This is a genomic window from Autumnicola patrickiae, from assembly GCF_031846525.1.
Classification (GTDB): Bacteria; Bacteroidota; Bacteroidia; order Flavobacteriales; family Flavobacteriaceae; genus Autumnicola; species Autumnicola patrickiae.
Window position 1 is genome coordinate 33,051 of the sequence record NZ_JAVRHM010000004.1, and the last position, 25,263, is coordinate 58,313.

Sequence of the window (25,263 nt, forward strand, 5' to 3'; positions counted from 1 at the left end):
AAAATATAGGTGCTTTTAGCAGTCAATATTTTTATCTCAACAACTTCTTTTCCCATTTTCGATCATTTAAAAGATGCTACAAACAAATCCTCTAATGCTGTTTCCATCTCCATATCTTCCACATAAATTAAATAGTAGGATATTTTCCATTACATAGGATTATTTCCTATTTTTGAGATAAATTAGTAAAAAATGAATTTTGACAGAATTAAGGAAAAATTATCTATTCTCGCAGATGCCGCCAAATACGATGTTTCCTGCTCCAGCAGCGGCAGTAACCGAAAGAATAAAGATAAAGGGCTGGGAGATTCTTCAGGAATGGGTATTTGCCATAGTTATACTGAAGATGGACGATGTGTTTCCCTTCTAAAAATTTTGCTTACTAACCATTGCATTTTCGATTGTGCCTATTGCGTAACCCGCAAGAGCAATGATATCAAGCGTGCAGCCTTTAAAGTGCAGGAAGTGGTGGACCTTACTATTAATTTCTATAGGCGTAATTATATTGAAGGATTATTTCTTAGCTCCGGCATTTTTAAAGATCCCGATTATACCATGGAACGGCTTATAATGGTGGCGAAAAAACTGCGCCTGGAAGAAAACTTTAATGGATATATTCATCTTAAATCCATTCCGGGTGCAAGTGACGAACTTATGCAGGAAGCAGGTTTATATGCCGACCGATTAAGTGTGAATATTGAAATTCCTACAGTTTCCGGACTTAAACTTTTGGCTCCAGACAAGAAACATGAAGATTTTATGAAACCTATGCTCAAGGTGAAAAATGAAATAACTAAAAATCGTGAAGAAAGTAAAATTATAAGATCGACGCCAAAATATGCTCCTGCAGGACAAAGCACACAGATGATTGTTGGAGCTACAGGAGAGACAGATCGGGATATTATGTATACCGCCACTTACTTTTACAAAAAATATAATATGAAGAGGGTCTATTATTCCGGCTATGTGCCGGTAACATCAGATCCGCGTCTTCCTGCCATTACCTCTGCTGTTCCAATGCTGCGCGAAAACCGTCTTTATCAAACGGACTGGCTGCTCCGTTTTTACGGCTTCGATATAAGGGAGTTATTAAATGATGAGCATAAAAACCTGGATGTAGATGTTGACCCAAAGCTAAGTTGGGCTCTTCGCAACATGCACCTTTTTCCAATAGATATTAATAAAGCTGAAAAACAATTACTGGCCAGAGTTCCGGGAATAGGATTAAAATCAGTTCATAAAATTATTGCTGCCCGCAAGCACCGCAAGCTAAATTGGGATCATCTCAAAAATATTGGAATTGCTATGAACCGTGCCCGATACTTTATTATATGTAATTCTGAAGGATGGGAGAAAAAGGACCTTACTTCAGAAAAAGTAAAAAACTTAATACTGAAAAATTCCAGCAGCAAATTCCAAAAAAGTTATAGTCCGCAATTGTCAATTTTCGACTCATGAAAACAATTTTAAGCTATGACGGCAGTTTCAATGGTTTTCTTACCTGTGTGTTTACCACATATGAAGAAAAGCTAGAAGTAGTTGACATTCAAACAGAACAAAGAGCATCAGACTTACTCTTTAGTGATCTGGAAAACATAATTACAGATAAAACTAAAGCTACCAGGGTTGCTCTGGCTATTAAGAACAAATGTTCAGCTGCCGGAAGAAGGAATCTTTACCGCGCATTTCTTAGTGAAGAACCAGGAATAGAATTAACTATGCTAAAATATCTGCAATATGTTTTTAAAATTAATCAGCAAGTTGATTCGGATTTTAGCCATCCCGCTGTATTGAAAATTTCAAAGATGGCAAAAAAAGTAGGTAGGGAAAAACACCGGATGGAAGCTTTTGTTCGCTTTAAATTGACAAAAGATCAGATTTATTTCTCCGTCATTGAGCCTGATTTTAATGTTTTGCCCCTCATTCAGGAACATTTTAAAAAAAGATATGCCGACCAAGCTTGGATTATTTATGATTTAAAAAGAAAATACGGCCTATATTTTGACCTTCAGGAGGTTAACGAAATCACTATAAATTTTAATCATCATTTTAACGCTAGCACTAATAATAATGCAGTATTCGACGAGGAAGAGATAAATTTTCAGCACTTATGGAAGGAGTATTTTAATAGTACTAACATCAAATCCCGAAAAAACATGAAGCTTCACCTGCAACATGTGCCAAGACGGTATTGGAAATATTTAAGTGAAAAGAGCCTATTGCATAATTAAAAAATAGTTTAAATTTGTTGCTTCAACTAATTAAACAATTATTACAATGAAGAAATTATTTTTATTATTCGCCGTAGCAACAATGTCTCTTTCTATCTATTCTTGTAGAGAAACTACAGAAGAAAATGCAGAAAACGACATGGAAGAAATTGGTAACGACATCGAGAACTCTGCTGAAGAAGCTGGAGAGGATATCGAAAGAACTACTGAAGAAGCTGGTAACGAAATTGAAGCAGAAGTAGAAGGAACAGATGATATGTAATCATCACCTGAACTGATAATTTAAAGCCATTCTGGATTTCCGGAATGGCTTTTTACTTACCCATAATATCCAATACTAATGAAAAGATTACTTTCAATAATTACTGTCGTTTCTTTTTTTTTACTGCATTCCTGCCGTGAAAGTACACAGGAAAAGACTGAAGAAGCCGTAGAAGCCATAGGAGAAGACATTGAAGCAAATACGCGTGAAGCCGGAAGAAAGATTCAAGAAGGAGCCGAGAAAATAGACAATGAAGTGGATGAGGAGCTACAGGAGCTGGAAAGCAGGCACAACGAAGTGAATATTGACTAAAAGTCCTATTGGCTATAGATCACAGACCTCATTTTTTTCGCTCTATCACATAATTTACCATGAGTTCCAGGGAATCCCGGTAATCAGACTGCGGATAATCGTTTAGAATTACTAAAGCTTCCTGCTGAAATTCTGCCATTTTTTCTTCGGCATATGAAAGTCCTCCATTAGCTTTTACAAACTCAATAACTTCTTTCACCCGCTTTTTATCTTTATTGTATCTTTTAACTGAATTAATTACCCAGGATTTTTCCTTACTGGAGCAATTATTAAGAGTGTAAATAAGCGGCAGTGTCATCTTTTGCTCCTTAATATCTATCCCGGTAGGTTTACCAATTTGTGCTTCGCCGTAATCAAACAGGTCATCTTTAATTTGAAAAGCCATGCCTATAAGCTCTCCAAACCTGCGCATCTTGATCATATCGTCAGAATCAGGTTTTACAGAAGCTGCACCAAGGCTGCAACAGGCTGCAATTAAAGTGGCCGTTTTTTGCCTTATAATTTCGTAATAAACTTCCTCAGTAATATCTAATCGTCGCGCCTTTTCAATCTGTAACAATTCGCCTTCACTCATTTCCCTTACCGCAACAGAAATGATCTTCAAAAGGTCAAAATCGTTGTTATCGATAGATAGAAGTAGCCCTTTGGAGAGCAGGTAATCACCAACTAAAACAGCAATTTTATTTTTCCATAAAGCATTTATACTGAAGAAACCACGCCTGCGGTTGGAATCGTCCACAACATCGTCATGAACAAGTGTGGCGGTATGTATAAGTTCTATAACCGACGCACCGCGATAGGTGCGCTCATTTACTGTACCTCCCGAAACCATTTTGGCAACCAGAAACACGAACATAGGCCGCATTTGCTTGCCCTTACGATTTACAATATAATGGGTAATCCTGTTAAGAAGGGCAACGTTTGAAGACATGGATTGGAAGAACTTTTTTTCAAAAAGTTCCATCTCCTTTTCCACCGGAAGTTTTATTTGGGAAATTACCTTCATAAAGCAGTGAGCAAAGATAACTTTTTAATGCGAAATCTTACTGCTTTTAATCCCCATAGATCAAGCTGATTTATTTGCAAGCTGTCCACAGGCTGCATCTATATCTTTTCCTCTGGATCTTCTTACAGTAACCGTAATTCCGTTTCTCTCCAGCATGTTCTGGTACATAGCAGTAGCTTCAGCCGAAGCCTGCTGAAAATGCCCGTCATCTATAGGATTGTATTCAATCAGGTTTACTTTACAGGGAACAGCTTTACAAAAATCTACCAGAGCCTGGGCCGCCGGGCGATTATCATTTATATCTTTCCAGACAATATATTCGTAAGTTATCCTGCTTTTTGTTTTAGCATACCAGTATTCCAGCGCTTCTTTTAAATCTTTTAACGGAAAAGTTTCATTAAAAGGCATGATCTTCGTCCTCACCTCATCAATAGCAGAATGTAACGAAACCGCAAGCTTTATTTTCGCTTCATCATCGGCCAGTTTCTTGATCATCTTTGGAACTCCGGAAGTTGAAATGGTGATCCTTTTAGGAGACATTCCCAATCCCTCCTTAGAAGTAATCTTTTCAATAGCCTTCATTACATTGTTGTAATTCATCAAAGGCTCCCCCATTCCCATAAAAACGATATTGGACAGCGGTTTATCAAAGTAAAGCCGACTCTCGTTGTCGATAGCAACCACCTGATCATAAATTTCATCAGGATTAAGGTTGCGCATCCGCTTCAATTTGGCCGTTGCACAAAACTGACAGTCGAGGCTGCAGCCTACCTGCGACGAAACACAGGCCGTAGTGCGTTTTGGAGTAGGAATAAGGACAGATTCCACAGTAAGACTGTCATGCAGCTTTACAGCATTTTTAATAGTGCCGTCGCTGCTGCGCTGCATCTGGTCTACCCGAATGTGGTTAATGACAAAGTTATTCTTCAGCATCTCCCTGGTTTCCTTGGAAATGTTGGTCATTTCTTCAAAAGTATGAGCGCTTTTGCTCCACAACCATTCGTAAACCTGGCTTCCCCTAAAGGATTTATCCCCCTGGGAGACAAAGAATTCCTGAAGTTGTTTCTTTGTTAAAGCCCGTATATCTTTCCTGTCATTTTTCACGCTGCAAAAATACAAAAGACCTCACAGGTATTTGAAATCTGTGAGGTCTATTTTATAAGATTATCTTTTTTATACTACAAGATGAGCATGGCGTCACCGTAAGTATAAAAATTATACTTTTCTTTTACCGCCTCGTCATAAGCTTTTTTCATAAAATCATGTCCTGCAAATGCAGAAACCATCATTAGAAGCGTAGATTTTGGAGTATGAAAGTTAGTAATCATACAATTAGCTATACTAAAATCGTATGGAGGGAAAATGAACTTATTCGTCCATCCCGCAAATTCGTTAAGAGTAAGATCTGAAGAAACCGAACTTTCCAATGCTCTCATCACCGTGGTTCCAACCGCACAAACTTTGCGCCTTTCCGTTTTTGCTTTATTGATCGTTTTTACTGCCGGGCCTTCAATAAAAGCCTCTTCGCTATCCATTTTATGTTTTGAAAGATCTTCCACTTCTACAGGACTAAAAGTTCCCAATCCAACATGAAGAGTAACTTCAGCAAAATCGATTCCTTTTATTTCAAGACGCTTAAGCAGGTGCTTGGAAAAATGCAGACCAGCAGTAGGAGCTGCAACAGCACCTTCTTTTTTTGCATAAATTGTCTGGTAACGATCCTCATCTGAAGGTTCTACTTCCCTTTTTATATATTTAGGAAGCGGAGTTTCCCCCAATTCATTCAGTTTTTTTCTGAAGTCTATATAGGAACCATCATACAAAAACCTTAATGTACGTCCCCTGGAGGTCGTATTATCGATAACTTCTGCAACAAGGCTTTCGTCGTCACCAAAATATAATTTGTTTCCAATTCTTATTTTTCTCGCCGGGTCAACTAACACATCCCAAAGTTTAGTTTCAGGATTTAATTCCCTTAAAAGAAAAACTTCGATCCTTGCCCCGGTTTTTTCTTTGTTACCAAAAAGCCGTGCAGGAAACACTTTGGTATTGTTAAGTACCATTACGTCCTGCGGATCAAAATAGTCTATCAGGTCCTTAAATTGTTTATGTTCAATTGTTTGCTCTTTCCTGTTTAGAACCATCAGCTTTGCCTCATCCCTGTTTTCTGCAGGGTATTCAGCCAAAAGTTCATTTGGAAGTTCAAAATTGAAGTGTGAAAGTTTCATTCCCATAGTTGAATTTTTAAAGGCTGCAAATATACAACCTCAACATAGGGGTTGTCAAGTAAATAGCAGTTTATTTGGAAAATGATTTATTCTAAAGTATCTAATGCCGAAAATTGCCATTTTAAATGCTTCTCTTTATTCTTTTTCTGAAGAACAAAATTTCAGAATTCTCCTGAAGAATCAGCACCCACGCAAGACCGATACTTACCATTTTGAAGCCTCACTTAAATTGAGTCAGGAAACAGGAGAAAAGAACCAGGAGGTGTAGAAAAACCTTCTGCGAAAATATTTGACATTATTCGTAGAATCGTGGTGTAACTACAGGTCGATAATTGCCAATTTTCAGCCCTCTCTTTGTACATCAAATCCGAGGCTTTCCAAATCTTCCCAAAAATCCGGATAGGATTTTGAAACCACCATGGCATCTTCAACTTTAAAAGCGACCTTTAACGCCAGTGGTGCAAATGCCATCGCCATCCTGTGATCGTTATAAGTAGCGACAGAAACATTCTCATTCAGCGTTTTCACCGGATATAGCCTTAAACTGTCGTTTGTGATATCCACTTTTGCTCCAAATTTCTCCATTTCATTCTTTAAAGCCACTAACCTATCGGTTTCTTTAATTTTTAAAGTGTGTAGACCTCCCAACTGACACTCAATCCCCAAAGCAAGACAGGTCACGGCAATCGTCTGTGCGATATCTGGCGAATTCTGAAGATCTTCAGTAATTCTCTTTGGTTTTTTACAGGGCTTTTTCTTCAGAATTATTGAATCACCCTGATATTCTGTTTCCACGCCCAGCTGACGGTAAATTTTCGCCAGGCAGGAATCTCCCTGGAGGCTGGTTTTACGATAATTGGATAATTTAAGCTCTGCCTCTTCACAAATGGCAGCAATACTGTAAAAATAAGACGCCGAACTCCAGTCTGACTCGATATTAATAGTTTTTGCAGGAAGACTTTTTTCAGGTTCTATTCTAATCCTGTTTTCTTTAAATTCTCCTTTTATTCCGGCATGTTGCAACATTTCCAGCGTCATGGAAATATAAGGTGCCGAGGTAATCTGTCCATCAAGTTTAATTTGGAGTCCGTTAGGAAGCGACGGTGCAATTAACATTAATGCAGAAATATACTGGCTGCTGATATTTGCCTGTACCACCACCTCATCTTTGGTAAGTTTTTTCCCTTTGATCCTTAGCGGAGGGTAGCCCTGCTCTTTTTCATAAGAAATGTCTGCCCCTATACTTTGAAGTGCCTCAACCAGCAGTTTTACCGGGCGCTCCTGCATTCGCGGACTACCAGTTAACACTACTTCCCTTCCCTCTTTAGCTGCAAAATATCCAGTTAAAAATCGCATGGCAGTACCGGCATGATGAATATCTACAATCTCTTCTTTGGATTGAAGCGCCTTCTTCATCACCTGAGTATCGTCACTATTAGACAGGTTTTTCACCTGAAGTGAAGGAAAAAGGGATTTAAGGATAAGGAGCCGGTTAGATTCACTTTTAGAACCGGTTATTTGTAATTCCCCGAAAAGTTTCTTTTCAGAATGTGATATTTTGATTTCCATTTAATTCAGTTATTGGAATTTTCTTCTCGTTTTTCCCTGGATTTAAACTGGCCGTAAGAAACAATAAGCCCATAAAAAAGGGCCGCCCCAAGTTGGGCCAAAACATATTTTCCCCACCTGTCGCCCGCAATATAATCGTTGTAATAAGCTTCAAAAGCAAAACCGCCATATTCAAAAAGAATAGAAATTAAATTATAAAGAATGGCAAATATCAATCCCAGAATAATTACAGATTTCCAGTACTTCCTTTGTGAGACAATGCTCTTAAAACCCATCTATTTCAACTTTTGATTATTATGGTGCCTGTCGTGATCCCTTTTTGTTTTTAAATCCAGTTTTTTATCAAACGCTTTTTGAAGGTCGACACCAGTTTGGTTTGCGAGGCATAAAACTACAAAAACAACGTCGGCCAATTCCTCTCCAAGGTCTTTATTTTTATCACTTTCTTTTTCGCTCTGTTCACCATAACGACGGGCAATAATCCTGGCTACTTCCCCAACCTCTTCAGTGAGTTGCGCCATATTGGTAAGTTCGTTAAAATATCGCACCCCGTGTTCGTTAATCCACTCGTCTACTGCTTTTTGAGCATCCTGTATATTCATTTTTTATACTTTAGAAAGAACTATTGCTTCGGTTTGTTTTTCTATTATCTGGCTATAAAATTTCTTTAAGCCATCATAATCTTCAGGCGTAAAATATGTTTTTGGCAAATCCAGTGTAGATCTAATACTTAATACAGACCCGCTCTGTTGTACAAGGAACGTGTACTTAACCTCTCCGCCATTAAGCTCTACGATTCCGCTTTCGGGAAAAGATTCCAGAACATAACCTTCAGGAACAACAAAAGTAATAGCTTCATTTTGTATTGATGGAAAATCAAAGAAAATTGGATAATTTCTCTCATCGGCCTTAAAAGGATTTTCTTTTATTGCCTCAAATAAAAACGGCTGTAAATAAATTTTTCCGTTGATTTCTTCTACCGGATTGCGCCCGCTGAATGTATAAGTTTCTTTAATAATTTCATTGATATCCTGCCTGTTTTCCACCACAAGTTCTGAAATAGAAAATTCACCTACTTTTCCTTCCAGCTTTTCCAAATACTTCTCATCACTCATCGTATTATTTTCGCGGAATCTCTTTGCATATAGTCCCTGATGTGCTTTACTGGTTTTTCCTGTGATTTTAAGTTCTTCATCTAAACTTACGTACAAATAAGACTTTACTTCAGAAAGCGTAGTAGGAATAAGATCTACCCAATTAGAAGTACCTTCTTCCCTTATGAGCCTGCCCTGAAAGTTTCTCGCTCGTTTTGGCAATTCTCCTACAGAAGCTAAAGGATCTGTTGCATCCAGCAGTAGGGTTTGATTTGGAAGTTCTACAGAAGCAAGGATGTAGTTAAAGCCGTTAATTGTAGGAAATACAGGAATCCCATTATCTGGTGTGCTCACGAGCACTGGGTTAGCTGTTAAACCTGCATACTTAAGCATAGCAGTAAGCATGAGGTTAATATCTGCACAGTTTCCCACTCCGTCTTTATAAGCAGATTTTAATCCGTTATCTGTGTAATATCCCACAAAGTCATTCCATCTCACCTTCTTCTTTACAAAATCATAGATTAAAGCCACTTTAGTTTGGGGATTGGAAACCCCTGAAAGCAGTTCATCTACATCTTTCCTAAAGTATCTTTCCTGATGTAATTCTTTTCCCAGGTTACCATCATAAATGGTCTTTGTAACTCCTTCCCAGGTTTGGGTGAAATTTTTAACAGGCGTATTAGGGAACTGTGTAAACATAAGTTCCCATTTAATATAAGCAGCATAATTTTCAAGGTAATCCACAAAGGGCTCCTTTTTTAAAGCCGCAACATTGTCTTTTTGGATTTGATAAACATTTAATTTATAATCTACGGAATTAGTGGAATATTCTGAAGAAGTTGTCCAGCCGTTACTTTTCCTGGTGCTTTCCTGAAAAGCATATCTAAAAGTATCGCCAGATTTATCTACATCAAAAATTAAAGGAGATTTTAAGTTAGAATGCATCTTAAACCCAAAAAATTCAGGAATTTTCACCTGCACTTCTATCCTTTCTACAGGAATGGTGTATTGCAACCTGGTCTCATCTATACTGGTTAGAAAAGGAGATCTGACGGTGTAGGAATATTCTATTACACTTCCTTCTGTAACAGCTGGCATGGTGAGACTAGTCTTAATTCGGTATTTATTAACTTCTTCATCAAAAATACCATCTTTACGCAGCTTTTCATCTTTAAGCTTTCCATCTATTATATTATAGGTATTACCTTTTACACTAACAATTTTCTCCCGATCAGATCCATTTTGATAAGCTGTAATTTCTTTAGTAGCCCAGTCCAAACCATCTTTATTATAAATTTTGATCCGCTCGTAAACATCGGTCACTAAAGTAAATCCAGTATTTTGATGTAGCTCGTAATAGGTCTTCTGACTTTTAAAAAGAATGGCTGCATTGGCAGTGGAATCTAAAGGATAGGCTTTTTCCAGAACTTCTTCTTCTGAAACTTTTCCGAAACGGTAATCCTGAGAAAAAATGAGGTTTTGAGCAAAAATTACGAATAATAATAAGTAGTAGTTTTTCATATGGCTGTAAATATTAATTTAACTTTTTGTAACTATAACTGCTTTAAGATTATTCATTTCTTCAACAGCACCTATAAATTCCCGGAAGTCCTCGTATTTTTCAGACGACCACTCCCCTTTATTAATTTGGAGAAACTTCTTTACAACCAGCATCACACCGTCTTCTCCCTCTTCCATTTTTATTTCAATTTTGGAATTACCAAATTCAGAAGTTATTGCGCTCCCTTCAGGTAGAGCCTCCACTTCATATTCGGCAGGAATTTTATATCTGAAGGTGTCAGCATAAGTTTTACCCCTGCTGATTCTTACAGGATATTTTCTATTTTCAATTTCCCTGAGCTTTATTCGTTCATTTTTAACAAAATTAAGTGGAAGCAGAAAACGGTTTCCCGCTTTTATAGCAAAACGGTCTCCCCTGAATTTTAATTTTTCAGTAAATCGTATAGCCTCTTTGTTATTGCTGAAGCTTATACTGTCAAAAGAGATGTTCTGAATGTGAGCCCACTCGCTACGGTAATATTCTTTCTGATCTTTTTCCTGTTGTCGTTCAAGAGGATAAATATCTCCATAAGGTATGCCTGTACTTGAACGTTCGAAATTTGCCAAAAAACCGCCTTCACTTTGTAACTCCACAGTGCAGTGAATTTCTTCAAGATTATCTTCTGCCGAATATTCTCGGGTCTTAATAATTTCCCCTCCTTCCGGAGTTAAGCGTAAAACAAAACGGTCGTCTGTAAAATCACCTAAATAATCAAACGGAAAAAATTGGTTGGTACATTCCAGCCAGATGTCCTCTTTCTCCTCCCTCGGAATATTTAATATTACATGGTTACCCTGAATTTTAGTAAAATCGGGATCTATATCTAACTTTTCACCTGAATGTACTATAGTATAATACGCTTCAATATCCTGAGATTTTAAAAGCGCCATTGTATAATTTGTAAGACCTTTACAATCCCCATATCCAAGCTTATCCACCTCTCCGGCATACGCAGGCTCCCAGCCTCCTATTCCCAAAGCAATTGCTACATACCTGGTACTATTTTGCACATACTCGTAAATAATACGCGCTTTCTCCTCAAGGCTTTTAGCGTCCTTTGTAAGGAGAGTGATTTTATTTATGGTTTCCTGCGGTAAATCGTCATGGCCTTTTACTAAGTTTTCGTACTGCCATTTTCCAAATTCTTCCCAATTTCCTGCACTTCCATTTATTCCTTCCAGATGAAATCCTTTAAGGGCAACAACCAACCTTGGAGCATTCTGGTGAAAATAAGGAGATAAAACTTCATATTCCATCGCCTGAATATCCTGAATTTTATAATGAAGGCTAAGACTATCAGAGTCCTTTTCAACCTGAAGATCTTCCATGTTTTTTTCTGAAAAACGCAGTGAGCTTCTTGTGTGGTTTAAAATTTGAAAAGAAGAATTTTCTACACTTATATTATAACCGGGAACGGGCCTCCATTCAGGTATAAAAATACTATTCTTGCTTTCTACCTCACTAGTGTAGTGTATAGTGTAAGGATAAGAGCGGGGTGTGTAGTTAAGATAACTCACCCGGTTATCTGCAAACAAGACGAAGGATGGGAAATTGCTTTCATCCATAAAATCCCGCCCTCTGATTTTTTTTATTTGTTTCCCATTTCTGTCATAAACAATCGCCTGCTGATGTTTAATTTTCTCAGAAGCATCATAGACTTCATAAGCGCCAAGAAAACGATCCCCCTTTTGATTTAAGATGGTAATCACCTTATCAATTTTTGTAACTACCTTATCCAGGTCCTCCACTACGATTTTTTCATCATAATTTCTTATTACCGCATTTGCATTATTTAAAAGCGATATGTCGATATGAGAAACAGGATAATCCTGACATTGAAGATTTAAGCAGTATAAACCACCGAAAATTAAAAGCCAATACTTGTGCATTCTATTAAAATAAAAGAGATAATAAACCTTAAATGATAAGGGAACCAAACTTTAGAAAAAATCTTGGTTACTTAACCGAGCATTATGTTATATCTCAAGTTTAAACTTTTTCTAATACTATTTTTTCATTTTCTTTTTCGACACAGCGCTTATAGAACTCTCTTAGGGATTCATAATAACCTGCATCTATGTAGGGCTTTTTTATTGAGAATCGTGATGTAATCTGCAATGTCCCGTTTTGCTCTGCGACATGAAACAGGAAAGCTCCTGTGTCATCCGGCAAAACCATGTTCAATGACTGTGGTATAGAAGCTACTTTATACCCTTCAGGTATTGATAAGGTGACCATTTTAGCATTAGTAAACGGGTTGATGTAATTAACAGGAAATTGCCGAAATTCTTCTTTAAATGGATTTTCAGCCAATTTTAAAAAAAGTAGCGGTGAGAAATAAATTTTGTTTCCTACCACATCTGCTTCATTTGAGGATGTAAACTGAAAAATTTCTTCAATTGGCTCTTTTACCAGAACAGAATTTTTCACCTTAATACCAATAATTTCCTGCAGTCCAAACCCTTCTGCTAATGAAGATTTTATATCTTTTTCTGCAACTCCCGCCTTCTTTTGACGATAATTTAAAGCCTTATTCCCAACAAAACGTTCTTTGACTTCTCCTGTAACCACGCCATTATTATCTATAGCAGCCATCACGAAGTGATATTCTTCTGCCCTGCTGGTTTCATTCAAATCTATTTCCTGAGCTATCCCCTTATCACTAATCATACGTCCTGTCCAGTTATAAACCCTTGCCGGAAGAATATTCACCGCACTCCACTTTTCTGTAGCATCAAGTAGCAGAGTCTTTCCATTTTCACGTAGACCGGCAATCACATAGTTATAACCTTCCAGGGTTGGATAAAGCGGGACGCCGTTGCTTTGGGTACTCACCAGCACTGGGTTAACATCCAAACCACATTCCCGAAGTAAAGCGATTAAACTTAGATTAATTTCTGCTACGTTACCTGCTCCATTTTTATAAGCTTTAGATATATCCTGCTCTACATATTTGCCATATTCACCGTTCCAGGTCATTCTTAGCTTTATTAATTCCAGCGCCTTTTCAAGTATTATTTCCTTTTCTACATATTGGGAAGTAATGTTTTTCGCTGCTTCTTTTAAGAATCGTGTATCCTCTAATTGCTTTCCAAAATTTTTAGACTTAAAAATAGAACGGGCTACTTCTTCCCAGGTAATAGCATAATTCTTTACATTTCCTTCGGAGAATTCAGTAGAAGTGAGTTCATAAATAATGGAATACCGATAGTTATTAATGTTATTAACGAACGGCTCTTCCTTTAAAGCCGGAATATTTTCTTTTTGGTATTCGCTGATAATTTCCTGAAAATTCACCCTGGCTGAATTAGATCTAATAGTAGAAGTACCGTAACCACCGGTGCCTGCATAAGTAAAACCCAAACTTCGGCTTTCCACGGAAGAATTGGGTGATATTTCGAAGGATCCTCTCTTTAAAACCCGAAAACCGAACATTTGCGGCGTCCTTATTTTTGCATAGTAGTGCTTCACAGGTATATCCTGCTGAAGAACAAGGTCATCTACTTTCCAAAAAGGAGAAATTGTTTTATAGCTCCATTCCACCACAGATCCCACCCTTGCATTGGGCATCGTAAAAACAGATTCGTTCCAGTGTTTGTTGATATTTTTCTCGAATACAACCTTTTCATCAAACTTCGTTTTCTCCACCTTGCCACCTTCCAGATTATAAGTGGCACCTTCTATTTCCTCAAGAATTTCTTTATCAGTATCATTTTTATAAAGCGGGATTTTTTTGGTAGCATAATCAAGCCCTTCTTTAGATAAAATATGGATACGTTCGGTAACTTCATTAATGATTGTCCAATGATCAGAATCACTATAATCGAAGTATGTTTCCCTGTGCTTTATCAAAAATACGGCAGGCGAAGACAATTTTGATGTATCTTTTTCTATCTCAAAATCCCTCTCAGATAACTTATCTAGTTTATACTTCTGTGCCCAACCTCCGGTAGATAAAAAAGTAAGCAGTACAATAAAAGCAAATTTCCTTTTTAGCTTCATTTTTCGAATCTTTAAGTTAAAAAAGTCTTCTAAAAAATCTTCAGGGCAATTCACATGGCTTTCCCGAAGCTAAAAAAAGAAGAATATCGTACTTAAGAATTAGTGTTAGAAAATTTTCGGAAGAAAATTCTAACCACCCGCAATATATAAAATTTTAAGAAATTTTAACTTTTATTTTTAGAATCCATTAAAATTGTAACAGGTCCGTCATTTACCAGGGCAACCTTCATATCTGCACCAAACTCTCCCGTACCTACTCTTTTTTCCATTTTTTCCTCAAGCACTTCAATAAATTTTTCGTAGAGAGGTACTGCCACGTCGGGTTTGGCCGCTTTAATATAACTTGGGCGATTTCCTTTTTTAGTACTCGCATGTAGGGTGAACTGGCTTACTACAACTGCGTCCCCTTCAATATCCAGCAACGAAAGATTCATCACTTCATCATCATCATTAAAAATGCGCATTTTTACAATCTTACTGCAAAGCCACTCTATATCTTCTTCTGTATCTTTCTCTTCGATCCCCAATAAAATAACCAAGCCTTGTTTAATAACCGCATTTACACGATGGTTAATAGTCACAGAAGCTTCTGAAACTCTTTGTAGTACTACTCTCATTTCTTTTGGTAATTATCTATCCTGTAATTCTCATCTTCACCATCCATTATTTGTAAATAACTTTTATATCTGGACCAGGCAACTTCCCCCTCTTCCAATGCTTCCTTAACAGCACACTGCGGCTCTTCCAAATGCAGACAATTATGGAATTTACAGTCTTGCTTTAGTGCAAAAAATTCAGGAAAGTAATCCCCGATTTCCTCCTTTTCCATATCTACCACTCCAAAACCTTTAATTCCCGGAGTGTCGATGATCCTTGCGTCGAAACTGAGATCGAACATTTCAGCAAAGGTGGTAGTATGCTGCCCCTGCCGGTGCTGTTCAGAAATTTCTGAGGTTTTTAAGCTCAAAGAAGGCTCGAGTGCATTAATCAGAGTAGATTTTCCCGTTCCGCTGTGACCGGAAAACATGCTGGTTTTGCCAATCATCATTTCCTTAACCTTCTCTACATTTTTTCCTGTCTTTGCTGAAATTCCCACGCATTCATAACCAATATTCCGGTAAAGCTGGGCGAGGAATTTTACTTCCAGGACTTCTTCTTCAGTGTAAGTGTCGGTTTTATTAAAGAGGATGACTGCTTCAATATCATAAGCTTCAGCCGTGACAAGAAAGCGATCCATAAATGTTGTAAACGTCGGCGGATTATTTAGCGTAACTATAAGGAAAACCCTGTCGATATTTGAAGCAATTATATGCGTTTGCTTAGAAAGGTTTACAGACTTACGAATGATGTAATTTTCCCGTTCTTCAATTTTCTTTATTACCCCCTGCTGCTCATCTCCCTGTTGCTCCTCCAGATCAAAAATGACTTCGTCCCCTACCGCAACAGGGTTTGTGCTCTTTATTCCTTTAATACGGAACTTTCCTTTTATACGGCAGTTATAAAATTCTCCAGATTTGGTTTTCACCTGGTACCAGCTGCCTGTAGACTTGTAAACAGTTCCTTTCATCAAATATTAATATTATCTTAATTACCTTGTAAAATCAATCATTTTTTCGCATACATTTGATCGCGTAAATTTAATCATAATCATCATGAAAATTATTACCAAACAATCATTAATCCCGGTCTTGTTCTTCTTCATCGGGCTATCATCAATTGCACAAACTCACCTTTATGAGAATCCGAATTTCGATCAAATCGCAAAAGAGCATAAGGAAATCGCTATTTTGCCATTCACTGCAAAGGTAAGCCTACGACCTAAACAAATGAAAGAAATTTCCGTTGAACAGTTGGCAGAAATGGAAAAAAGCGAAGGTACAGCCGTACAAGCCGCGATGTATTCCTGGTTTTTAAAAAGAAAAACCCGCGGAAAGTTGTTTATCGACGTTCAGGATCCAAAACGTACCAATGCCATACTGGCTAAAAATGAAATTACCGATTTTTCTGTTTACACACCAGAAGAACTGGCTCAACTTTTAGAAGTAGACGCTGTTATTGGCGGCACCTTCGAAACTGACAAACCAATGTCTGATGGTGCTTCTATTGCACTTGGCGTTCTTGTTGGTTTTTGGGGAGCAACAAATTCTGCCACAATTAATATGAGCGTAAATAACGCAGTGGATGGAGAACTTCTCTGGAATTACAACAAGAGAGTGGTTGGCAGCCTTGGCAGCAGTACAGATGGCTTGATCAATACTCTTATGCGTAAAGCTTCAAGAAGATTGGCATATACAAAGTAAGTGGAGTAAAATAAGAAAGCCTCACTGCAAAAGTGAGGCTTTCTTATTTTATAAAAACAGATTTTCAGTTTTAAAATCTTTCTACAAAACTGTTTTTACGCCTTCATTACTTTCTCCTGGTGGTTAATAGATTCCTGGTGAACAGCTTTGAACAGACGTAAAATAAACTCCTCGCTAAGTCCATGTTGCTCTCCTTCCAACACCATCTTCCCAAGGATTTCATTCCACCTTTTAGTCTGAAGAACCGAAACGTTCTGAGCCTTTTTCACTTTTCCAATTTCATCAGAAACTTTCATTCTTTTAGCGAGCAATTCGATTAACTGATTATCGGTTACATCTATCTGTGCTCTTAAAGTGCTGAGTTTTTTTTGAAATTCTTCACTTTCAGAAACTTCTTTTCTAATCTTCAAATCTTTCATAATCTGAACAAGGGTTGCTGGAGTTATTTGTTGTGCTGCATCACTCCATGCATCATCAGGAGTGTGATGAGTTTCTACCATAATTCCGTCGTAATTTAAATCCAGCGCCGTCTGGCAAAGATCAAAAATTATATCACGACGTCCGGCAATATGCGAAGGATCAAGTATTAATGGAAGATCAGGAAATTTATTCTGAAGTTCAATTGCGATCTGCCATTCCGGATTGTTTCGGTATTTCGTTTTTTCGTAAGCTGAAAACCCTCTGTGGATTACTCCAAGATTTTTAATGTCTGCAGTATAAAAACGCTCCACAGCACCTAACCACAGGGATAAATCTGGGTTCACAGGGTTCTTTACCAGAACGGTTTTATCAGTTCCTTTTAAGGCATCTGCTATTTCCTGAACAATAAACGGAGAAACTGTAGTACGCGCACCAATCCAGAGAATATCCACATCATTTTCTAAGGCAAGGTCAACATGAGCAGTATTTGCAACTTCCGTAGTAGTTAACATTCCTGTCTCTTCCTTCGCCTTTTTAAGCCATTTTAATCCAAGAGCACCAACACCTTCAAAGTTACCAGGTCTGGTTCTTGGCTTCCAGATTCCTGCCCGCAAGACTGTTGCATCAGTATCTTTTAGCTGGTGTGCAATTTTCAAAACCTGCTCCTCGGTTTCGGCGCTACATGGTCCGGCAATTACTAGGGGATGATCCAGTCCAAAATTATCCAGCCAGTTTCTAAGTTCTTTTTTGTTTTCCATTTCTCAATATAATTTAAGTAGTATTAGTTGATTCCGTTTAAGATTGTTTTTATATGATTTGTTCTTTCCATTTCATTAAAGACCTCTTCAAAATCCTCATTTTCGATAAGATTTTTAAACTGTGTGAGATTTTTAATGTAACCATTTAAGGTTTCCAGCACGTTTTCTTTGTTCTGCTGAAAGATTGGTGTCCACATAGCAGGTGAACTTTTTGCCAAACGCACGGTAGACGCAAATCCACTACCCGCAAGATCAAAAATATCCCGCTCGTTCTTTTCCTTTTCCAATACTGTTTTGCCAAGCATAAAAGAACTTATATGTGACAGATGGGAAACGTATGCGATGTGCCGGTCGTGTGATTCTGGATCCATGTACCTTATCCTCATTCCGAGTTTATTAAAAATGTCCAGTGCACGCTCCTGGAGCTTAAAAGCAGTCTTTTCTACCTCGCAAATAATATTGGTTTTGTCTTTGAAAAGTTGTGGTATTGCAGCTTCGGGACCGGAATATTCGGTACCCGAAATTGGATGGGCAGCAAGAAAATTTCTTCTGTTTGCATGATCAGAAACCGCCTGGCAAAGCTTCGCTTTTGTGGAACCTGCATCAATAACCAGCGTATTTCCGCCAATTTGATCCAGAGTTTTCGTAATAACTCCCAGGCTAACATCTACGGGAACGGCCACAAATACAACATCGGCATCTTCAAAATCTCCCATTGTAGCTTTCTCATCTATCAGCTTTAATTCCCTTGCCCTGTCAAGATGTGCTTCATTAGCATCTATTCCGAAAATCTTTGCATCCGGAAAATTTGCTTTTACATCCAGTGCAAAGGAACCTCCAATAAGTCCGATTCCTATGATATAAACCTTCATTTCTTTACTCGTTTTATGGCTTCGGAAATATTTTCTTCGTTGGTACAGAGGGAAAACCTGATGTACCCTTCGCCCTGACTGCCAAAAATAAATCCCGGAGCGGTAAAAATATCATGAGTGTGTAAAAGATCGTCTACAAAGCTTTCTGAAGTTTCTCCTTCCGGCACCCGGGCCCAGACGAACATTCCCTGCTGATCTTTTTCCGGAGTGCAATTAAGAGCTTCAGCAAGTTCCAGAACTTTCTTCTTTCGTTGCTTATAAATTTCATTCTGAGTGGTAAACCACTTTTTATCCAGTCGCAAAGCTTCCGCCGCTCCGGCTTGTAAAGGATAAAACATCCCGCTATCCATATTGGTTTTCACCTTCAGGACAGTATTGATGTTTTTTTCACTTCCGCAGAGCATTCCAATACGCCAGCCAGCCATGTTAAAGCTTTTGCTCAGGGAATTCAGCTCAAGTACTACATCCCTGGAGTCTTCAGTTTTGAGAATACTTTCGGGATGGTCATTAAGGATAAAGCTATACGGATTATCATTTATGATCAATATTTGATGTTTTTTGGCAAACGCCACTAAATCGGCAAAGAACTCATCGTTAGCCGCAGCACCGGTAGGCATATGAGGATAATTAACCCACATTAGTTTCACCTTGCTTAAATCTTTTTTAGCTAATTCCTCCAGATCTGGAAGCCAGTTTCCTTTAGCATTAAGATCATAATAAACAGCTTCTGCTTCTACTAATTTCGTGACTGAAGAATAAGTGGGATATCCTGGATTTGGAATCAAAACCTGATCTCCTTTATTAAGAAAAGCCATGGAAATATGTGTAATTCCTTCCTTGCTTCCCATCAACGGAATGACTTCAGTCTCCGGGTCCAGGCTCACATGATAATGGTTTTTATAAAAATCCCTTATGGCATTCCGGAAATCGGCAGTTCCCCTATAGGGCTGATATTGATGTGCCCCGGGATTCATCAGCGCCTCATTTAATTTTGAAATTACCTGTGGCGGTGGTGGCAGATCTGGACTACCAATACCTAAATTAATAATAGGTTTCCCAGCAGCCTCCAATGCCCGCACTTCCCTGAGTTTACCGGAGAAGTAATATTCCTTTACTTCATCTAATCTTTTTGCCTGTACCATTACAAACTATTTTTATATGTACCTAAAACTTTTAGTTGCTCTGTCATTACTTCAAGTATTTCCATTGCCTTTTGAAAGCCTTCGTATTCTTCAAAAGTAACATCCACAAAAAATGAATATTTCCACGGTGTTTCTATGATTGGCATACTCTGGATCTTCGTCATATCCAGGTCAAAATCCCGAATAATATTCAACACGGAAACAAGACTACCCCTTTTACTTTCCAGTTCAAATTTTAAGGACGCCTTATTAATTATATCTCCGTTTGGCTCCTTCTTTTTCATACTCAAAATCAGGAATCGGGTAGCATTACTTTTTTTGGTATGGATACTTTGCGCAAGCATTTCTAGGTTAAAAATCCGGGCTGCCGCTTTGCTTGCTACCGCACCAACGTGCTTTAATTCCTTTTCGTTAATCCGTTTTGCAACCTCTGCCGTATCTGCATCTTCAATTAGCTTGATATGTGGGTACTTTTTGAAGAAATCCTTACACTGCAGCAATGCCATGGGATGTGAAAATACTTTCTTGATCTTCTCTATAGACTGCCCCGGCAAAGCCATAAGGTTCATATCTATCGGAATATAATGTTCACCAATAACTTTTATGTTATTTTCATCAATCATAGCATAATTGGGCAAAATAGAACCTGCTATGGAATTCTCTATGGCCATCACAGCCTCATCTGCTTCCCCGGAAACCAGTGCGGCAACCAATTCACGAAATGACATACACTCCATCACCTCAATCTCTTCATGGTAATACTGTTGTGCCACCAAATGATGAAAGGAACCCTGAATTCCCTGAATTGCTATTTTTTTATCCATTTAAAATTTGATCTAAAAAAAAAGTCCCGACTTTTAGATCGAGACTCTTATATAATTTAGTACAGTTAATTACAAAGCATTCCCGATCCTATCTCTGGTATAGAAATAAAAATAATAGAATGCGTTCCAGGTAATTAAGTTGTTCATTATTTCACTGTTACAGGGCTAAAGTAGCATTAAATTTCAAAAACAAGAATAATTTTTCTTCTTTTTTTAACTTTTTATTAATTTCATTTCGGAATTCTGTTTTTACAAAAGGATTACTAAAAATTGTCATTTTTAATAAGTCTTTATTCCGAATAGTTTAAACGGAAAATTATTCTTCTACGGAAGAAAAAATAAATAGACTTTTTTCCTCAACACATAAGGATGATAATTAATCCTTACTTTTGAAAAAAAGAAAATTTATGTCCATTTCAGTTGAAGGGATTTCTAAATTTTACGGAAATCAAAAAGCCCTGGATGCCGTTTCATTTTCTATTGAAAAGGGTGAAATTGTAGGTTTTCTTGGCCCTAACGGAGCTGGAAAATCTACTTTAATGAAAATCCTTACCGGCTACTTACCTCATTCTGAAGGGAAAGCTGAAGTAAATGGAATCCTGTTAGGAGAAGATATACATCAAATCCAAAAGGGAATTGGATATCTGCCGGAACATAATCCCTTGTATACGGAAATGTATGTAAGGGAATATCTTGCTTTTAACGCAAAGGTTTATGGCATAGGTAAAGAAAGGATAGAAGAAGTAATTGAACTTACCCGCCTTACTCCTGAAGCAGATAAAAAAATTGAACAACTTTCCAAGGGTTACCGGCAGCGGGTTGGTCTGGCTTCAGCATTGCTTCATGATCCCGAAGTTCTTATTCTGGATGAACCTACCACCGGGCTGGATCCAAACCAGCTTGTGGAAATCAGGAATCTCATCCGGAATATTGGCAAAAATAAAACCATTTTTCTTTCTACCCATATCATGCAGGAAGTGGAAGCTATTTGTGAAAGGGTGATTATCATCGATCACGGAAAAGTAGTGGCCGACAAGAAAATGGCAGAACTTCGGGACGAAAATGAGCAAATTATCGTAGTGGAATTTGATTATCGTATCGAGGATGTGGCCCTAAAAAAACTTCCGCATTTAATCAGCGCAAGGAATATTGGTGGTTTTGCTTACGAACTTTGTTTTGATGCTAAAAAAGATATGCGCCCTGCTGTCTTTGATTTCGCACATGATAACGGACTAAAAACCCTTCAATTAAACCGAAAAACTAAAAACCTTGAAAGTCTTTTTGCCGAACTTACAAAAAGCCCCTCAACCCCCGAAGGGGGAGCTTCGTAGAAAACGCTATTAAATACTTTGTCAGTTCGAGCGAAGTGGAGACCCTGAATTTACCAGTGTTTTCTTGATCAGATAGGTGATAAGAAATTGAATCGGGACCCGAGGGAACTTGGAACTTTCAACCTGTTCTCGATACATTTTTTCCTTCCGCTACCGCTACAGCAAAAAACACTCGAACTGACGTCTTTCATTTGTTTATGCTACTTCTAACTTGCCCCCCGGTTCCGCTCGAGGTGACCAAAGAAACTTTTAATAGTGAAAAAAGTGAGGCTTCAAATTTGGCAATTATCGGTCTTTAGAAATCAGAAGGATCAGAAATTTAAATTTTCGAATCGTAGAGACACGTCAGGTTTTAGTCAGTTCGAGCGTAGTCGAGAATTCATACAATTCCTCTCTTTAAAAGAACCTCTCGACTCCGCTCCTCATATTTAAAAGCCCCCTTCGGGGGTTGGGGGAAAAACAAGTTTCCCTGTATAGAATTCTTCTACATCAACAACAGGCGGTTTAATAATGCAAATTACATCCCCACTACTTCTTATTTCCCCGGTAACGGACTGCTGCGGATTCAGGATCATCTTATTTGTTCCGCGATGGAAGATCTCACTATGCTGAACAACCAGATCGCCGGCTTCCAGCCTCCCATCCCCGGCAGCAAAGAATATATTTAAATTTTCCACTTTTCCGGAGAGAAAATAATTGGAATACTGGTCATTCGTAATCCGAAGGTTTTCCACATCCAGATTCAGTTTAAAATCCCCGACAGTACGAATGGTAGAATCATCCTCCTGATTAAAAGATCGCAGCCATAAATTGGCAAATTTCAGCACACCTATACTTTCTATCGTGCTGCCGCTACTATTCTGCAGCCACGTAAGATCGGGAACAGTAACATAAACTTTAGTGACTTCATACTCCCGGAACAGGTTACAAGAATTGCCATTTTTTATACTCAACCTGGAATTTTCAACTTCAACCGTAATCTCATCTTTTAAATTTTCTCCGGTTTCGACAATTACTATCTGCTCTGGTCCCTGTTGAATGAATAATTTCACCCTTTCATAAACTATAATTTCATCAAAAGTTTCTACTTCAACTTCGTCTTGCACAATTTCCCCCGCCCCTTTAAAGCAGGTGGCAGCCTCGTCTGGGGAGCATCCGGAAAACAGAATTCCGATAAACAATATGTAGAAAACCTTTCTCATCTTCATCTATAATCGGTAACCTAAAGAAAATTCGACAGCTTCGGCATTTGCACCATGTGCCCTAACAGTAGCCGAAACCCAAAAATGTTCACTAACCTTCCCGCGCAATCCTGCTCGTATATAGAGCTGGTCCACATATTCGGTGTAAGGATAGTATATATAATAACCCAACTGCGTAACAACAGAAAGTTTATTGAATGTTAGCTGATGTCCCGCAAACAAGCCAACGCGATTTGCATCTTCGTCGCCCGAGGTATGCCCATTGGGAAAAGCGACCGACTGATAATAAATATATTCTTCCAAAGCTTTGGAATAGAAAAATTCTACACCTGCCTGTAATGTACTTTTTCTGTTTATCACTTTATCTGCAAAGACCGCAGCGGTTAGAAAAGGATATCGTGCAGATCCTATAACACCCATGGTATTTACTCCGCCGCGAAGTGCAAAATTAAGATGAACAGGCTCGGAGTATCTGTTTTCTTCCGGGTTCTTTGGAATATATTCCGGAGTATCTTCATGATCCAGCATATAATTCACTCCAAGGTTAAAAGTCAACGTATTTGTACTGCTATTTGGCGATTTAAAATCGGCATTGGAATAGTGAAGCAGCGAAATTCCCGCCTGCAGACCAAAGCCTTTGTAGATATTTTCCCTGTGGAAATTTCCCATCAGGTAAGTGGAGCTCAAAATTTGGGAACCGTAAGCGTTGTTCCGGTAATTATCGTCCGGATGATAGGGATTGGACGCATAAGCCAGTCCCTGCCCTACCCTAAACATTAAATTCCGCTGTAAAAAATAGAAGCTTAAATGCGCATACAACCCTACATTCTCTCCAAGATGCTGATTCTTTAAATCCTGGTAAGTAAAAGAATATCCAACATCAGGATAATTGTAGCGCCGCTCCCAGTTTTCAAATCCATAGGTTTTACGCTGAAAACTTAGGATGACCCCTGTAGGATGACCCGTAATAAGATGGGAGATATCAGGACTATGCTCCAAAATCGTTCCATAGAAATAATTGGCATCTTCCGAATAAAACTTCGGAGTTTTTTCCTGTGCATGTGATATTCCGCAGCAAAATAAAAGCAGGTAGAGGACAAATTTATTCATGGCACCGCAAATCTAATACATTTGCGATAATTGCCATTTTTGGCACCTCTCTTATTTTTAGCTAGAAAACCGCTTCTGCAATTTTCTGAATGTTAGAACTTTTTCCCATAGAATAATAATGCAAAACCGGCGCTCCCCCATCCATTAACTCTTTAGATTGTTTAATACACCATTCCACTCCTACCTGCCGTACTTCTGCGTTATTTTTGCACTTTTCAACTTCTGAAATTAATTCTTCCGGAAGATCTATTCTGAATACCTGGGGCAATAATTGCAGGTGTCGCATTGTAGCAATTGGTTTTATTCCCGGAATTATTGGTACATTAATACCTGCTTTTTTGGCGTCTTCTACAAATTTGAAGTATTTACTGTTATCAAAAAACATCTGAGTCACGATATAATCTGCCCCTTTATCTACTTTTTCTTTCAACCGCCGGAGATCTGATTTTAACGAAGGGGCTTCCAAATGTTTTTCAGGATAGCCCGCGACTCCAATACAAAAATCAGATTTATGATCTGCCTCGATAACATCGTGCAAATATTTTCCCTGATTTAAACCCTGAATTTGCTCCACCAACTCACAGGCGTAATTATTACCACCTTCTGAAGGTTCAAAGTATTTTTGATGGCTCATCGCATCTCCACGCAGCGCCATTACATTTTCAATACCCAAATAATGACAATCCACCAGCAGATACTCAGTTTCCTGCTTGGTAAAGCCACCGCAAAGCACATGAGGGACAGTATCTACGTTGTATTTATGTTTGATCGCGGCACAAATACCCACCGTTCCAGGGCGCATACGGGTAATTTGCCTATCCAGGAGCCCATCCCTTTCCACATATACATATTCTTCCCGGGAAGTTGTCACATCTATAAAAGGCGGTTGAAATTCCATTAAAGGATCTATATTATCATACAGCTCCTGAATATTTTTTCCCTTTTTGGGCGGCACGATTTCAAAAGAAAACAATGTTTTACCCTTTGCATTTTTAATGTGTTCTGTAACTTTCATGTAAACCTAAAATTTCTTTATATA

Annotated in this window: 25 protein-coding genes; 7 read left to right on the plus strand and 18 right to left on the minus strand. The window is 38.2% G+C overall.

Going from position 1 to position 25,263, the window contains the following annotated elements; translation table 11 throughout:
* The first annotated feature begins 192 nt into the window (after nt 1-192).
* From RM549_RS04840 to RM549_RS04855, 4 genes are all read left to right on the plus strand, one after another.
* The gene (locus tag RM549_RS04840; RefSeq protein ID WP_311682328.1) at nt 193-1,458 is read left to right on the plus strand and encodes a putative DNA modification/repair radical SAM protein; all 1,266 of its coding nucleotides are present in this window, start codon (nt 193-195) and stop codon (nt 1,456-1,458) included.
* Nucleotides 1,455-2,231, plus strand: a complete 777-nt coding sequence (locus RM549_RS04845) for a TIGR03915 family putative DNA repair protein (protein WP_311682331.1) — start codon at nt 1,455-1,457, stop codon at nt 2,229-2,231. The genes RM549_RS04840 and RM549_RS04845 overlap by 4 nt, the downstream gene beginning before the upstream one ends.
* A 46-nt stretch (nt 2,232-2,277) precedes the next feature.
* Nucleotides 2,278-2,493 (plus strand): hypothetical protein, encoded by a 216-nt coding sequence (locus tag RM549_RS04850; RefSeq protein WP_311682333.1) that lies wholly within the window; start codon nt 2,278-2,280, stop codon nt 2,491-2,493.
* Nucleotides 2,494-2,571: 78 nt separating this feature from the next.
* Nucleotides 2,572-2,805, plus strand: coding sequence for a hypothetical protein (locus tag RM549_RS04855; protein WP_311682334.1), 234 nt, complete (start codon nt 2,572-2,574; stop codon nt 2,803-2,805).
* A 28-nt stretch (nt 2,806-2,833) separates the two neighbouring features.
* On the opposite strand, the gene RM549_RS04860 is transcribed toward RM549_RS04855, so the two are convergent.
* The 3 genes from RM549_RS04860 to queA all read right to left on the minus strand — a co-directional run bounded on the left by RM549_RS04860 (nt 2,834) and on the right by queA (nt 6,039).
* Nucleotides 2,834-3,811: a polyprenyl synthetase family protein gene (locus tag RM549_RS04860; RefSeq protein WP_311682335.1), complete on the minus strand. Its 978-nt coding sequence runs from the start codon at nt 3,809-3,811 to the stop codon at nt 2,834-2,836.
* A 60-nt stretch (nt 3,812-3,871) separates the two neighbouring features.
* On the minus strand, nt 3,872-4,915 hold the full coding sequence (rlmN, locus tag RM549_RS04865; RefSeq protein ID WP_311682336.1) for a dual-specificity RNA methyltransferase RlmN: 1,044 nt from the start codon (nt 4,913-4,915) through the stop codon (nt 3,872-3,874).
* Between the two features lie 74 nt (nt 4,916-4,989).
* Nucleotides 4,990-6,039, minus strand: coding sequence for a tRNA preQ1(34) S-adenosylmethionine ribosyltransferase-isomerase QueA (queA, locus tag RM549_RS04870; protein WP_311682642.1), 1,050 nt, complete (start codon nt 6,037-6,039; stop codon nt 4,990-4,992).
* A gap of 103 nt (nt 6,040-6,142) precedes the next feature.
* Here queA and RM549_RS04875 point away from each other — a divergent pair, with 103 nt between their 5' ends.
* Nucleotides 6,143-6,307, plus strand: a complete 165-nt coding sequence (locus tag RM549_RS04875; protein ID WP_311682338.1) for a hypothetical protein — start codon at nt 6,143-6,145, stop codon at nt 6,305-6,307.
* A gap of 74 nt (nt 6,308-6,381) precedes the next feature.
* Here RM549_RS04875 and aroA read toward each other — a convergent pair whose 3' ends face one another.
* The 8 genes from aroA to rsgA form a co-directional block, all read right to left on the minus strand.
* Nucleotides 6,382-7,608 (minus strand): 3-phosphoshikimate 1-carboxyvinyltransferase, encoded by a 1,227-nt coding sequence (gene aroA, locus RM549_RS04880; RefSeq protein WP_311682340.1) that lies wholly within the window; start codon nt 7,606-7,608, stop codon nt 6,382-6,384.
* Between the two features lie 5 nt (nt 7,609-7,613).
* Entirely contained in the window at nt 7,614-7,883 is a 270-nt protein-coding gene (locus RM549_RS04885; protein WP_311682342.1) for a hypothetical protein, read from the minus strand.
* On the minus strand, nt 7,884-8,210 hold the full coding sequence (locus RM549_RS04890; RefSeq protein WP_311682344.1) for a nucleotide pyrophosphohydrolase: 327 nt from the start codon (nt 8,208-8,210) through the stop codon (nt 7,884-7,886). It abuts the gene before it with no gap.
* Nucleotides 8,211-8,213: 3 nt separating this feature from the next.
* On the minus strand, nt 8,214-10,223 hold the full coding sequence (locus tag RM549_RS04895; protein ID WP_311682346.1) for a transglutaminase family protein: 2,010 nt from the start codon (nt 10,221-10,223) through the stop codon (nt 8,214-8,216).
* Nucleotides 10,224-10,241: 18 nt separating this feature from the next.
* On the minus strand, nt 10,242-12,152 hold the full coding sequence (locus RM549_RS04900) for a DUF3858 domain-containing protein (RefSeq protein WP_311682347.1): 1,911 nt from the start codon (nt 12,150-12,152) through the stop codon (nt 10,242-10,244).
* A 100-nt stretch (nt 12,153-12,252) separates the two neighbouring features.
* Nucleotides 12,253-14,265, minus strand: a complete 2,013-nt coding sequence (locus RM549_RS04905) for a DUF3858 domain-containing protein (protein ID WP_311682352.1) — start codon at nt 14,263-14,265, stop codon at nt 12,253-12,255.
* Between the two features lie 164 nt (nt 14,266-14,429).
* Nucleotides 14,430-14,882, minus strand: a complete 453-nt coding sequence (dtd, locus tag RM549_RS04910; protein ID WP_311682354.1) for a D-aminoacyl-tRNA deacylase — start codon at nt 14,880-14,882, stop codon at nt 14,430-14,432.
* Entirely contained in the window at nt 14,879-15,832 is a 954-nt protein-coding gene (gene rsgA, locus RM549_RS04915; RefSeq protein WP_311682356.1) for a ribosome small subunit-dependent GTPase A, read from the minus strand. The genes dtd and rsgA overlap by 4 nt, the downstream gene beginning before the upstream one ends.
* An 85-nt stretch (nt 15,833-15,917) precedes the next feature.
* Between rsgA and RM549_RS04920 the strand changes: the two genes are divergently transcribed.
* Complete coding sequence (locus tag RM549_RS04920) at nt 15,918-16,565, plus strand: hypothetical protein (RefSeq protein WP_311682359.1); 648 nt, start codon at nt 15,918-15,920, stop codon at nt 16,563-16,565.
* A 95-nt stretch (nt 16,566-16,660) separates the two neighbouring features.
* Here RM549_RS04920 and RM549_RS04925 read toward each other — a convergent pair whose 3' ends face one another.
* From RM549_RS04925 to RM549_RS04940, 4 genes are read right to left on the minus strand one after another with little or no spacing between them, the layout of a single operon-like run.
* Entirely contained in the window at nt 16,661-17,743 is a 1,083-nt protein-coding gene (locus RM549_RS04925; protein WP_311682362.1) for a bifunctional 3-deoxy-7-phosphoheptulonate synthase/chorismate mutase type II, read from the minus strand.
* A gap of 23 nt (nt 17,744-17,766) precedes the next feature.
* Nucleotides 17,767-18,615 carry a prephenate dehydrogenase gene (locus RM549_RS04930; protein ID WP_311682366.1) on the minus strand — a complete coding sequence of 283 codons (849 nt, stop codon included), beginning with the start codon at nt 18,613-18,615 and terminating at the stop codon, nt 17,767-17,769.
* The gene (locus RM549_RS04935; RefSeq protein WP_311682368.1) at nt 18,612-19,757 is read right to left on the minus strand and encodes a pyridoxal phosphate-dependent aminotransferase; all 1,146 of its coding nucleotides are present in this window, start codon (nt 19,755-19,757) and stop codon (nt 18,612-18,614) included. The genes RM549_RS04930 and RM549_RS04935 overlap by 4 nt, the downstream gene beginning before the upstream one ends.
* Nucleotides 19,757-20,581 carry a prephenate dehydratase gene (locus RM549_RS04940; RefSeq protein WP_311682373.1) on the minus strand — a complete coding sequence of 275 codons (825 nt, stop codon included), beginning with the start codon at nt 20,579-20,581 and terminating at the stop codon, nt 19,757-19,759. The genes RM549_RS04935 and RM549_RS04940 overlap by 1 nt, the downstream gene beginning before the upstream one ends.
* A gap of 407 nt (nt 20,582-20,988) precedes the next feature.
* On the opposite strand from RM549_RS04940, the gene gldA reads away from it, so the two are divergent.
* Nucleotides 20,989-21,912, plus strand: coding sequence for a gliding motility-associated ABC transporter ATP-binding subunit GldA (gene gldA, locus RM549_RS04945; RefSeq protein ID WP_311682377.1), 924 nt, complete (start codon nt 20,989-20,991; stop codon nt 21,910-21,912).
* Nucleotides 21,913-22,340: 428 nt separating this feature from the next.
* Here gldA and RM549_RS04950 read toward each other — a convergent pair whose 3' ends face one another.
* From RM549_RS04950 to metF, 3 genes are all read right to left on the minus strand, one after another.
* Nucleotides 22,341-23,120 carry a head GIN domain-containing protein gene (locus RM549_RS04950; RefSeq protein ID WP_311682379.1) on the minus strand — a complete coding sequence of 260 codons (780 nt, stop codon included), beginning with the start codon at nt 23,118-23,120 and terminating at the stop codon, nt 22,341-22,343.
* Nucleotides 23,121-24,224, minus strand: a complete 1,104-nt coding sequence (locus RM549_RS04955) for an acyloxyacyl hydrolase (protein ID WP_311682383.1) — start codon at nt 24,222-24,224, stop codon at nt 23,121-23,123.
* Nucleotides 24,225-24,285: 61 nt separating this feature from the next.
* Nucleotides 24,286-25,239, minus strand: coding sequence for a methylenetetrahydrofolate reductase [NAD(P)H] (metF, locus tag RM549_RS04960; RefSeq protein WP_311682389.1), 954 nt, complete (start codon nt 25,237-25,239; stop codon nt 24,286-24,288).
* Nucleotides 25,240-25,263 lie beyond the last annotated feature (24 nt).